The following is a 12694-nucleotide window of genomic DNA, read 5'->3' as shown; positions in this document are numbered from 1 at the left end:
CTTCTCCTAGATTAGCTGCGCAAGCTATCGTAATAGCTGCTGATATGCGCAGTTTCGTGGTAACCCTTTGACTCTTTAGTGGTTACCTTGCTGCTCTCGCTGACCTGTGCCACGCTCATGCCGGTTGCGGCAATGGCGGCACCCGCTACGCTGCCGACGGTGAGCGCTTTGAGCAAAGATCGGCGAGATAAATCGCTGGGTTGCTGCTTCATGCTGACTCCTGAAATTAGGGTTTAGTTTTTGAGATCGCACGGCTTTTTGTGGGGTTCATCTTGTTATCAAAAAGTGAAGATTAGCGGCGGAAAAGATAATGAAATCATCTTGTTTACCATCAATCATCGCGCGTGACGGCAATATAGTAGGAAAGGGTTGAGTAGGAATTGATCTAGGACAGTTTGCAGCCCTGAAATCGGCGGCCGTTCTCTTAAAGCGTTAACTCGCTCATAGTTTAGTGAACTACTAGGGAAGAGGGCGTTGGCGGATTTTTGTATCTCGCTGTTTCAGTTGTTAATTTTTTGTACTGTTGAATTAATGCGAGGGGTATCAGTGCGAATAAAAAACACCCCGCGAGGCGGGGTGTTTTGAGGATGTAAAAGCTGCGGTTTAACTTAGTCTTTATACTTTAAGCTGCCGTTGGCTTTGATTTCGTCATACCAGAGATTATGGTGCTGGATTGCCCAGTTTTCATCACAATAGCCTGACTTCATACACTCCATACCGCCTTCGCTCAGTACGGTCGCCATCCAAATATGCACTATAGTAAAGGCAATCAAGATAATGGCGCTGATAGAGTGGATCAGCAGCGCGTCCATAGAGGCTTCGCGGGGTAAATCTAAGCCTGGTAATACCAACATGATGCCAGATACGCTGATGAATAAACCAAACAACATCAGGGTCCAGAACCACATTTTTTCACCGGCGTTAGCGAAACCACTGTCAGGGTGCTTACCTTTGAACGGGCCAAAGTTGATATAACCACCTACCACTAAAAACCATTTCAAATCATACATCTTGAAGGTTTGTAACGGCATCCATTTCACCACACATACAGCCCAAGCCGCGATAAAAATGGGACCTGCCCAATCGTGGATTGTTTTGCTGCCATAGATCAATGGCGCCCAAAGGTCGGGGTCTAACATTGGCTGTATGACATGCTTACCTAACATTATGGTTAGACCGGTAAACATCAGTGCCAGACAGCTGCTCGCCATGATCCAATGGATCCACAGATCCGCCTTTGACCAGCGCGAAACCATCTTGCCTGAAAAGCCATGACTCAGTTTTGATGGACCATTTACCAGATAAAACAATAAGAAAGCACCAAACACACCTACCACGGCTAGCGCCATGACGGGGGTTAAGTATTCATTTCTCAGTTCTTTACCTTGGTTACCGGCAACGTTAATCAACACCCCAGTATCTATCCCTTTGGCAGTGGTATAGCCGGCATCGCCTGCTTTTACCGCTCGCCAAAGATCGGCATCGCTGGTTTGCGCTTTCGCCTGTTGTTGACTCGATTGCTGATCACTTGCGTGTACTGGGTTTGAGCTCATGACTGAACCTAATCCCAATCCCATGACGAGCACCAACAGAGCAAACAGACTGCGCAGTGATTTGTTTAACTGTTTGTTTAACATTTTCACTCCTTGCCAGAGGTTAGGGATTTCTCCCTAACCCTCGCTCTGCTTAGTTAATCTCACCTGTCTTGGGGTTGTAACCCCAAATCACGTTAGGATTGCCTCGAGAGGCCATACGTTGACGGTAAATGTTTGATACCACTTCCGCATCACCTGCGAGCAGCGCTTTAGTAGAACAAAGCTCAGCACACATAGGTAATTTGCCCTCAGCAATACGGTTGGCACCGTATTTTTTACGCTCAGCTTCGGAGAAGGTTTCTTCTGGGCCACCGGCACAGAAAGTACACTTGTCCATCTTGCCACGACTACCAAAGGCAGTCTTTTTCGGGAATTGCGGTGCACCAAATGGACAAGCATAGAAGCAATAACCACAACCGATACAAGTATCTTTGTTGTGTAGCACTATGCCGTCTTCGGTACGGTAGAAACAATCTGCCGGACATACGGCCATGCAGGGAGCGTCAGTACAGTGCATACAAGCCACTGAAATTGAGGCTTCGCCAGGTAGACCATCGTTGATCGTCACCACGCGGCGACGTTGAATTCCCCACTCGAGAGCGGAGTCGTTTTCGTTCTTACATGCAGTGACGCAACCGTTACACTCGATGCAGCGCTTGGTGTCACACAGAAATTTCATGACTGCCATAATGGCTTATCTCCTCATCAAGTAGGTTAGGCTTTGCTGATTTGGCACAAGCTGGACTTAGTTTCTTGCATCTGAGTCACAACGTCGTAGCCATAAGTTAAAATGGTGTTTGCAGATTCGCCTATCACATAAGGCACTGTGCCTTCTGGATAGTTTTTCGCTAGGCTTTCGCCTTCAAACACCCCTGCAAAGTGGTATGGCATAAAACATTCACCGGCAATAACGCGCGGTGTCACCATAGCCTTAACCGTGATTTTGGCGCCTTCTGGACCATGAACAAAAACATTGTCACCGTCGCGAATACCGCGATCCGCTGCATCTGCAGGGTTCATTTCGATGAACATTTCTTGTTGTAGTTCAGCTAACCAAGGGTTAGAACGGGATTCTTCACCACCACCTTCATATTCCACTAGGCGGCCTGATGTGAGTGCCAATGGGAAGTCTTTAGCAAAATCCTTGTCTTGAATTGACTTATACAGTGTCGGTAAACGAGCAACCATACGATCTTCGTATGTGGGGTATTTAGCGACTAAGTCACGACGAGGCGTGTAAAGTGGTTCGCGGTGGCGTGGAATATCGTCTGGGAATGTCCATACAATACAACGAGCTTTAGCGTTACCGTAAGGGATACAGCCGTGCTTGATAGCAACACGTTGGATACCGCCGGAAATGTCAGTTTTCCAGTTTTTGCCTTCGGCGTGTTTTTTCTCGTTTTCGGTCAGGTCATCCCACCAACCTAATTGCTTAAGCATATCGGCGGTAAATTCAGGATAGCCATCTTGGATCTCACTGCCTTTAGAGTAAGTACCTTCGGCAAGAATATTATTGCCTTCATGTTCCACACCATAGCGAGCACGGAAGTTACCGCCACCGTCTTTCACATGTTTGGCTTCGTTATACAGAATCTGGGTACCAGGATGTTTCATCTCTGGTGTGCCCCAACATGGCCAAGGTAAGCCGTAGGTTTCGCCTTTGGCAGGACCGCCGGGGGCTTCTAAGCTGTCAGCATCAAAAGTACCCCAGTTTTCTTGGTGCATTTTTAAACGCTCTGGGCTTTGTCCGGTATAACCGATAGTCCACATACCTGTGTTAAATTCGCGGGTGATATCTTCAATCAAAGGCTCTTCACCATTGACTTTAATATGCTTGAATAGCTCTTTATCTATACCCACTTTTTTGGCGAGTTTGTACATGATCACATGATCAGGCAGGGATTCGAACAGGGGTTCTATGACCTTAGAACGCCATTGTACTGAGCGGTTAGTCGCAGAGATTGAACCGTAGGTTTCAAACTGGGTTGCCGCAGGAAGTAAATAAACCCCATCTTGACGTTGGTGCATAACACCCGCCATGGTTGGGAATGGATCGACAACGACGACGGTATCCATTTTATTTAAAGCTTCACGCACTTCACGGCCACGGGTTTCAGTGTTGACCGATTGTCCCCAGAAGAACGCCAGACGAATATTGTCTTTTTGCGCTATCTTGGTTTTATCTTCTAACACGCCATCGTGCCAGCGCGAACAAGGAATACCCGCAGAGGTTTGCGGTTTTTGTCCTAGATATTCGCCTTGATCGAAACGGCTCGCTACCCAATTAGGGTCGAGATCCCACACATTATTCCAATGGGCCCAAGCGCCAGTCGTTAAACCGTAGTAGCCCGGTAAGTTATCAAATAACAAACCAAAGTCGGTTGCGCCTTGCACGTTATCATGGCCACGGAAAATGTTAGTGCCGCCGCCAGGTACACCCATGTTGCCCAGTGCTAACTGTAAAAGACAGTAGGAGCGAGTGTTAGAGTTACCCACGTGGTGCTGAGTACCACCCATACACCAAATAATGGTTCCGGGTTTGGTTTCAGCCATCATTTTGGCGACGCGGTACATCTGCGCCTTTGGTACACCCGCAACCAGTTCAACTTCTTCTGGGGGGTATTTTTTCACTTCTTCGCGGATACGATCCATGCCATAGACACGGTGTTTGATAAACTCTTTATCTTCCCAGCCGTTTTCAAATATGTGCCATAACAGGCCATAAATGAAGGGGATGTCTGTGCCAGGACGGATATGCACGTACTCGTCAGATTTCGCTGCAGTACGGGTGAAACGTGGATCAACAACGATGATTTTGGCACCGCGTTCTTTACCAATCAAAATATGCTGCATGGCAACAGGATGCGCTTCACTGGGGTTTGCCCCAATAAACATGATGCACTTAGAGTTGCGAATATCGTTGATTGAGTTGGTTTGCGCACCGTAGCCCCAAGTGTTAGCAACACCGGCTACCGTGGTAGAGTGACAAATACGGGCAGAATGGTCGACGTTGTTCGTACCCCACAATGCCGCAAATTTGCGATATAAATAAGCTTGTTCGTTAGAGAACTTAGCGCTACCCATAAAGTAGACTGAATCTGGGCCTGACTCTTGACGAATTGAAGCCATTTTATCGCCGACTTCATTAATCGCTTGATCCCAAGAGATCTTTTTCCATTTTCCGCCTTCTAACTTCATGGGGTATTTCAAGCGTTTTTCGCCGTGACCATGTTCACGCAGTGCAGCACCTTTCGCGCAGTGACCGCCAGCGTTGAACGGGTGATCGAATGCGGGTTCTTGACCCGTCCATACACCATTTTGTACTTCTGCATACACACCACAACCTACGGCACAGTGAGAACAGATGGTACGTTTTACTTCGGTGGGAACATTATGGCCAATATCTTCTTGGGCCTGTGCTTTACGCATCATGCCTGTGCCCAGCATGGACGCCGCAGCGATCCCTCCTGTGGCAAGACTTGCCGATTTTAAGAACTGACGACGATTGAGACCCAGTGCTGGCGCTTTAGCTTCGACAACCTGGTCTGTTTTGCGGGTTAATCGCATCACACACTCTCCTCTATTTTAGTTTTAAAGCGACGCATAATAGCTACGAATATGGTCGGTTTCGCGGTAGTTCTCACTTTTAGGCTCTGTGGTCGCTGCCGTTTTTGTCGAAGCTAACGCTTGACTACTTACAGTGACCACTGCGCCTGCCGCACTGCCGAGTGCCAATGCTTTAAGCAATTGACGACGGCCCATGTCGGAAGCTGGCTTCTTCATAGTGTCTCCTTGTGTTACTGGATAAGGTGGTACAAACGGCTACCACCTCGGTTATTGTGGAAGCCTAAGCTTCCGTTATTGTTGCTAAGGTGAACATTAATCTCACCTTAGCAGTTTTAACTCATCTCTAACATTTAGCACGCACATGCCGCGCTATCACTCAGTTTAGTCTTAGTTCATTAACTCTACTGGTTTTGCTAAATCGCTGGTGGCTGGCTGTAAGTCTGCGCTGCCTGGGCAATTGACTGGAATATCTAAGCTTAATTGCTCAAAAGCACTGGCTTCCATTGCAAAAAACGCTTTTGCTAGCTGTGCAACCGTGGCGTAAAACGCCGCACTTGGCGCCTTGGCTAAATTGTCGCAAAAACGGCCAATCCAGCTGCCGATATGGCGTTGGTAAAAAGCCAATTGGCGATAACTTGGCGCTTCTAAAATCAGGGTTCCCATCACTTCACACAGGGCTGCAACGTGATCTTCGGGTTCCTTGACGTTGTCTTCGCGTTCAAACCCCAGTTGCATTAAGTCTTGGCGTAGCAATGCCAGTGGTTTATCCATCAATGAGCCCGTCATAAACCAGCTGCCGTAGGGCAGGATCTCACCGCAACCTACACCGAGGAACAGGGCAAAATACTCGTCTTCTAGTTGTGCGCTGTTGAACTGCTGTGCGGCGAGTTGGAGTGATAACCAAGCTTTAGTCATCTCGTTGTCTTCATTGGCATCAATTTCAAGATTGGCCAAAAAGTGTAGCAGTTCAGGGCTTGGCTGACGGCGCAATAGGGCGGCTAACAGTTGATAGATATCGGCTCTCAACTGATCGTTTTCTGAAACTTGTCTTACTGATTCGGTCATAGCGGATCTCTTATCGCAGTTGCTTTTCAGGATCTTGAAGAATGTCTTCAAACATGTCTTTTACCCGGCAGTCGCCACACATTTTCAAGCGTTCAATATTGGCAGAAAATGCGCTGTGCGCGCCGACCATATCCAGCATCCGATGCACCATAGATTGGGTCGCAAAAGGAGAGCCGCAGCGAATACATTCGAAGGGGGCTTCTTCTTTCAGGGTGTGTTGTTGCTGACGGGCAGCTTTATTAAAGTTAATTTGCGGGGTAAGGCTGATAACCTTTTCAGGACACGCTGCCTCACATAAACCGCATTGCACGCAGTTTTGCTCGATGAAGTGTAGTGCAGGTTTGTCGCCACCATCTTGTAATGCCATCGTGGGACAAATTGCCACGCAGGACATACACATAGTGCACTTTTCTACATTCACACTGACTTTGCCAAAGGGAATATTGTTGAGGCTAAGGCAAGTATCAATTTCACCCGCTTGGCTATTGAGGTGATCGATCGCTTCAAATAGCGTATTGCGTTTAGTGGTCGAGGCAAATGCAGCGGGCACGATCACGGGCCAATCTAAGCTGATATCGAGCATCGAATCTAAATCGGCAAGCATGCTTGGGTCGATGAGGCTGATACGTTGCGGCTGACCCATCTCATCTAAAATACTGTTGGCTAAAGAAAGTTCGCCTTTAAGCATTTGCGTTAGGGTTGGCGCTGTTGCGTCTGTGTTGAGGATCAGCACTTGGCGCGCGCCCCAAGCGAGTACTGACAACCAATGATCTACGCTAGCAACGGTAATTTCTTCTAAGGCGACGGGGATAACATCACCCGCTAGATCGTCGCTAATAAAGTTGGCGCCGACGGCATTATCGTGGAACAAAATCACCGGTGCGGTTTGGGCTTGTTCGCGGAAACGGCTAACGACTTTGTTCAGGTATGAATGCAAAGCTTGTGGCGTAGGTAAATCGTAACTGATGGCACCCGTTGGGCAAGCGCTGGTACAACTGCCTGCGCCATGGCAAAGATATGGATCGATTTCAATTTTCTTTGCGACACTGCTGATCGCATCTGCTGGGCAGAAGTTGAGGCAACGATTACAACCATTGATGCCATTGCGGTCGTGGGCACAGATATCTGGGTTAATTTTGACGTAGCGCGGCTTATCAAATTGGCCGATGAGATCGGGAATTTGCGCAAGGGCATCTTCGAGTTTTTCAGCGTCTTGGCCTACGTAAAAATAGCCGGGTGGCAGCATTTCTAAGTTCAAACAAGCTGCGCTGCTCAAATCGAGCACGATATCGAAATGGGGTTTACGGATTGACACTAAACTGAGTTCGGCAGCTCCATCTTGATGTTCAACACTGACTTGAAATTGGCCTAAAAAGCCTTTTACGCCAATGAGTTTGTTGTAATAGCTTTCGACATCAGTTGCCGCTGCCATGACACGTTCTAGGTGTGCTTCATCTTGGCTGGTAATGGCTTCGTTGGCTAAAATCACCCTATGGGCCATAGTGGACAATTTGTCCGCGGCGAGGCGAGCCAGATCTTCTGGGCCAATAATAAGAACATTGCCTTCGGTGGTATAGCTGACAGTTGGCGGGATCAGATTCTGCAACATCTGAGTTTGCGTTAATACCTGTTGTCGCGCTTGTTTTAACGCTTCTTGGGTTTGATTGGTCATCAAATAAGTGCTCACATTGCGTTCCTGAACAGTACTTTGGCTGTTTCTTGTTTTACTGTATCTGGGCAGATTTAGGCGGCTGGTAATAAGTAAGTCATTGCCTTTTCTGCTTTTATCTAAGCTTTTTTATATCTTAGTACAGCAATTCACATACCAAAGTTACGGACATTAAAATTAGCTAAACTGACGTTAAACAACTCGGGTATGTGCCTGAGCTAAGGGCTCTGGTGCATTTTGGGGTAGGTCATCAGTCTCCCCATCCAAATTGTCCGTTATCGGCTCAACTGCCCATTCGATTTCGACTTCATTAGTCTCATGAGTTGTTGTTTCGCTTACATCAAGACTCGTGGATGGATTGCTTTCTTCAGTTTGTTTGGCTAAAACAGCTGATTCTTCATCCGAGGTCTCGCTGTCTTCGGCTATGTAACGGAAGACTTTTTGCATCAATTCAGCTGAGACTTCTGCACTGAGTTTCGGTTGATTACTGTAATCGAGTGCATATTCCAAAAGCCCATCTATCTCGTTGAAATGCGGTTGTTTCCACAGTGCACGTAGCGCTGCAGATTTAGCCGCAGGGTCAACATTGGCGCCCATAAAACTTGCAAAGCTGCCGCCTATTTCAATTTCGTCGGGATTGGGTAAATCCGCTGCAGTGAGGATGCGATTAGGATCGTCATGCTCTGCAGTATTAGGTTCAAAGGCTGACTCTGTGGGTTGAAGCTGCTCAACTGCCATAGTGGGCTCGGCTACGATGGTCTCCAGAGGTGTGGTTTCCCCGTCAGCTCGCGCTTCCTCTGCTGCAACTTGTTCGCGCCGTTGGTTCCAGCGACTCAGTAGCCCGCCTGTTTTTTGTATGGATTCAGCCATTAGTCCCTCCGTAATGGATCGTGACTCGGGCCTTGATTATTACGGCCATCGACATGTTTACGGCGATGAGCGGCAATTTCGACTTCACCATATTGGGTGATAAAGGCTTCAATCCAACAAGCGATAGCTTTTGGCATCAATAAGTTGAGGACAGGGGTATTGCCCTCAAGACAACCCGCCGCGACATTCTGATCCGCCGATAATGCCGCCGGTATCCAAGTGCCATCGGCCGTTTCATCACATACTAAATACAGCATGGCGTTATCTAAATCGAGATTGAGGCGATAGCTGGCGCGTTCGTCTTTGTGCAGTTCGAGTAGCACTAAGGTTGCATCGTCTGGGGCTTGATGGGTGGCGGGAAGTAGGTGATCAATTTCCCATTGTACTGAGGTCCAGCGGCCAACTTGCTTCTCTACTTTCTTGAGTGAAACGTACATAGGCCAAACACTAGTTGTATGTTGCATTGTCTCTCCGTCTCAGCCGTGTTGATGGACAAACCGTAGAGTGAACGGTTCGGTTTTACCAACAAATTGCGATAAAAGGTCACTGCAATATTGGTGCCAGTAAACATAGTGGATTAGTTTGAGCTAGATCATCAAAAACACCCTATAAATTGGACATTTTGTCCAGTACAGGATTTTGTTTGGGACATAAAAGGGCTAATGAAAAATCAGCATTGCGGCAGATCACGCATTTAACCCCAATTTTTATGTCTAGGTATAAATATTGCTATGCTCTGACCATGACTCGTTAAGCGGTAACATTATGATCTCTGAAAATATCACTATTCCTGATAACAACATGAGCACAGATAGCGAAATAGCGGCAGCCAATCCTTCTCAAAAAACTCAGCATCAGTGTTCTTTTGTGAGAACTCAAGTGGAAGTACCGCTAACCATTGCTGTAAAAGCAGTGAATGAAGCCGGGGAAGTGTTGGATAAATTTGTCGCCTGCGAACGTCCGCTTACCGTGTATTTGAACTGGCGACCAATAGTGACACTTATGACCCTAGGGGCGAAACCTGAGTCACTGGCGTTAGGTTATCTTAAGAACCAAGGCTTTATTTCGGATGTGAACTTACTGGACTCTGTTATCGTCGATTGGGATGTGAGTTCTGCAGCCGTGGTTACCCGTGAACAAACCGCCGATCTGGATGAGAAACTCTCCGAAAAAACGGTGACATCAGGCTGTGGTCAAGGCACGGTTTATGGCAGTTTTATGCAAGATTTAGACGGCATCAATTTACCAACGCCAAGTCTTAAGCAAAGCACCCTTTATAGCTTATTGAAAAATATCAACGAATATAATGAAACCTATAAAAATGCGGGTGCTGTGCACGGTTGTGGCTTGTGCGAAGACGATAAAATTATGGCTTTCGTCGAGGATGTTGGCCGTCATAATGCCGTAGATACTTTGGCTGGGGATATGTGGCTGACTCAGGATCGCGGCGATAATAAGATATTTTATACCACTGGCCGCTTAACTTCGGAAATGGTGATTAAAGTCGCCAAAATGGGGATCCCTATTTTGCTATCACGCAGTGGCGTGACTCAGATGGGCTTAGCACTAGCGCAGCAGTTGGGTATTACTATTATTGCCCGCGCCAAAGGTCGTCACTTTTTGGTGTACCACGGTAGTGAAAATCTGCAGTTTGATGCCAATACGGCTCCTTAGCCTCAAGTCAGCTAAGACTTACATGCAGTAACGAAGAATAAGACAAGGAAACAAGATGACGTCTGCCAGTGAATTGGTCTACATGAGCGCGAAGCAAGTGGCCGAGTATTTAGATCTTAATGAGAAAAAAGTCTACGCCATGGCTAATGACAGAATTCTCCCCGCCACTAAAATCACCGGTAAATGGCTATTTCCGAAAGTGTTAATCGACCGTTGGGTAATGGATTCTTGCCACAGTGGCATGCTGACCGACCGTTTATTGATCACTGGTAGTGACGATCCACTATTATCTATGCTGGTGGCGCGTTTGATGGCGCAAGTTGGTAGCCGTGAGTTGATAAGCTACAGCGCAACAGGTTCACGTTTAGGGTTAGAGTTGCTTGCTAAAGGTTATGCCGATGTGTGCACCTTACACTGGGGTAGCATGGAGGATAGAAATATTCGCCACCCAGCTTTACTTAAAGGTTATAACAACCATCAACAATGGATCATGGTGCATGGTTACTCCCGTCAGCAAGGGTTGATCATGCGTGCCGATATGCACCACAGATGCCAAGAAGAAGATAAAGTCGTGAACTTGCCTTGGCGTTGGGTGAGTCGTCAGGGGGGCGCAGGTAGCCAACAGCACTTAGAGCATTGGTTGTTAAAGCAAGGTGCTCGCTTAGATCAACTTAATGTCGTGCTAACTGCCTATAGTGAACGCGAGTTGGCGGGTTATATCGCTAGGGGTGATGCCGATATTGGTTTTGGTTGTCAATCTGTGGCTTTGGAAAGTGGTTTAAGTTTCGTGCCACTGATTAAAGAGTCTTTCGATTTCGTTATGCCGCAAAGCATTTACTTCCGTCGTCAGCTTCAACAACTTTTTACTATGTTGGCGAGCGGTCACTCGAGGCAAATGGCGGCACTACTTGGTGGCTATGATCTTACAGACTGCGGACAACTGCTATGGAGTGCGAGCTAATCCACTCAACTCGGTAATGGATTAAGGTGAATAGAGTTGAATGGTCTCTGAACTACTTATTACTGCTACTACTATATGCTGATATCTAATGTAGCCAGCTACTAACGAATAAGTATCAAGGAGACCCTCTTTCTATTGCTGAGTACATCGTTTCGACTTTCTATGGTGGGTTGATGGGAGGCAACTACTATATATAAGTAAAGTATCTTCATCACCAAATACACTCAGAGTGTCATCTTCTTCTGTTGTTCCCTGTAATTATTCCATTAACGACTCCATATAAAAGTGGAGGTGAGATATTCCGGTTCGAGCAGCCGTTATTCTCATTTAAATCTGATAGCATTCATGCTCATGATCCCTTTGTCTTGATACTGTACGCTGGCAATTAATTGGGTCAAATTACAGATAAAGCGCTATTTTGTGGATAACTTTGGGGGTAAGCGGTGGGTATCTTGTGGCTAGATTAGATAATTAGAATTAACTGCAAATTTCCTTAAAATAGGAGTTGCACAAAAAGTTTCACTGCCTATAATGCGCATCCACTGACACGGCAGACAGCGAAAGCGGGCTAACGAGTTAGGTTGAATTGAGTCGCTTTTAAGCACTTAATTCAAGCGCAGCAAGAAGTTGTAAAAAAACTCCTTGACGCGAAGCGGGAAATGCGTAAAATACGCAGCCCTAGCCAACTGGAAGCGTTCGACGCTCAGTGTGGTACTCAAGTTCTCTTATGAATATTGAGTTGCTCTTTAACAAGATAAAACAAGAAATCTGTGTGGACACTCACAGGTGTTGAGTTAATCGAAACTGCTTAGCCTTCGGGTTGGCAGTCAAAAATTTAAATCAATGTAACAATGAGTGTTCATAGTAATATGTACAGTTTGTTTCTTTTAGCGAGAAACAAAAAAATCAGAATTCATTGAGCCGCTGAAGTCGCAAGACGGAAGCAACAAAACTTTAATTGAAGAGTTTGATCATGGCTCAGATTGAACGCTGGCGGCAGGCCTAACACATGCAAGTCGAGCGGCAGCACAAGGGAGTTTACTCCTGAGGTGGCGAGCGGCGGACGGGTGAGTAATGCCTAGGGATCTGCCCAGTCGAGGGGGATAACAGTTGGAAACGACTGCTAATACCGCATACGCCCTACGGGGGAAAGAGGGGGACCTTCGGGCCTCTCGCGATTGGATGAACCTAGGTGGGATTAGCTAGTTGGTGAGGTAATGGCTCACCAAGGCGACGATCCCTAGCTGTTCTGAGAGGATGATCAGCCACACTGGGACTGAGACACGGCCCAGA

11 protein-coding genes and 1 rRNA gene are annotated in these 12694 nt (G+C 47.0%); 3 read left to right on the top strand and 9 right to left on the bottom strand.

Annotation, left to right across the window (positions count from 1 at the left end; genetic code table 11):
* Positions 1-11: 11 nt before the first annotated feature.
* From L5M18_RS14940 to L5M18_RS14900, 9 genes are all read right to left on the bottom strand, one after another.
* Complete coding sequence (locus L5M18_RS14940) at positions 12-212, bottom strand: twin-arginine translocation signal domain-containing protein (protein WP_105250556.1); 201 nt, start codon at positions 210-212, stop codon at positions 12-14.
* Positions 213-608: 396 nt separating this feature from the next.
* On the bottom strand, positions 609-1637 hold the full coding sequence (locus L5M18_RS14935) for a formate dehydrogenase subunit gamma (protein ID WP_263197538.1): 1029 nt from the start codon (positions 1635-1637) through the stop codon (positions 609-611).
* Positions 1638-1686: 49 nt separating this feature from the next.
* The gene (gene fdh3B, locus L5M18_RS14930) at positions 1687-2283 is read right to left on the bottom strand and encodes a formate dehydrogenase FDH3 subunit beta (protein WP_006083566.1); all 597 of its coding nucleotides are present in this window, start codon (positions 2281-2283) and stop codon (positions 1687-1689) included.
* Positions 2284-2309: 26 nt separating this feature from the next.
* Positions 2310-5162 (bottom strand): formate dehydrogenase subunit alpha, encoded by a 2853-nt coding sequence (locus tag L5M18_RS14925; protein ID WP_219251898.1) that lies wholly within the window; start codon positions 5160-5162, stop codon positions 2310-2312.
* 24 nt (positions 5163-5186) lie between these two features.
* On the bottom strand, positions 5187-5378 hold the full coding sequence (locus L5M18_RS14920; RefSeq protein ID WP_113940320.1) for a twin-arginine translocation signal domain-containing protein: 192 nt from the start codon (positions 5376-5378) through the stop codon (positions 5187-5189).
* Positions 5379-5549: 171 nt separating this feature from the next.
* Positions 5550-6227 (bottom strand): molecular chaperone, encoded by a 678-nt coding sequence (locus L5M18_RS14915; RefSeq protein ID WP_113940321.1) that lies wholly within the window; start codon positions 6225-6227, stop codon positions 5550-5552.
* Between the two features lie 10 nt (positions 6228-6237).
* Complete coding sequence (locus L5M18_RS14910; protein ID WP_263197576.1) at positions 6238-7899, bottom strand: 4Fe-4S binding protein; 1662 nt, start codon at positions 7897-7899, stop codon at positions 6238-6240.
* Between the two features lie 189 nt (positions 7900-8088).
* On the bottom strand, positions 8089-8766 hold the full coding sequence (locus tag L5M18_RS14905; RefSeq protein WP_263197537.1) for a DUF3306 domain-containing protein: 678 nt from the start codon (positions 8764-8766) through the stop codon (positions 8089-8091).
* Positions 8766-9230, bottom strand: coding sequence for a DUF3305 domain-containing protein (locus L5M18_RS14900; RefSeq protein WP_105250549.1), 465 nt, complete (start codon positions 9228-9230; stop codon positions 8766-8768). The genes L5M18_RS14905 and L5M18_RS14900 overlap by 1 nt, the downstream gene beginning before the upstream one ends.
* Before the next feature lie 337 nt (positions 9231-9567).
* On the opposite strand from L5M18_RS14900, the gene L5M18_RS14895 reads away from it, so the two are divergent.
* The 3 genes from L5M18_RS14895 to L5M18_RS14885 form a co-directional block, all read left to right on the top strand.
* On the top strand, positions 9568-10440 hold the full coding sequence (locus L5M18_RS14895; RefSeq protein ID WP_168827777.1) for a formate dehydrogenase accessory sulfurtransferase FdhD: 873 nt from the start codon (positions 9568-9570) through the stop codon (positions 10438-10440).
* Positions 10441-10495: 55 nt separating this feature from the next.
* Positions 10496-11401 carry a helix-turn-helix transcriptional regulator gene (locus L5M18_RS14890; RefSeq protein ID WP_006083558.1) on the top strand — a complete coding sequence of 302 codons (906 nt, stop codon included), beginning with the start codon at positions 10496-10498 and terminating at the stop codon, positions 11399-11401.
* Between the two features lie 955 nt (positions 11402-12356).
* Positions 12357-12694, top strand: a 16S ribosomal RNA gene (locus L5M18_RS14885); the annotation flags it as partial.

It is taken from the genome of Shewanella sp. SM20 (assembly GCF_025654545.1).
Classification (GTDB): Bacteria; Pseudomonadota; Gammaproteobacteria; order Enterobacterales; family Shewanellaceae; genus Shewanella; species Shewanella oncorhynchi.
This window is presented reverse-complemented; position numbering and strand designations above follow the sequence as displayed.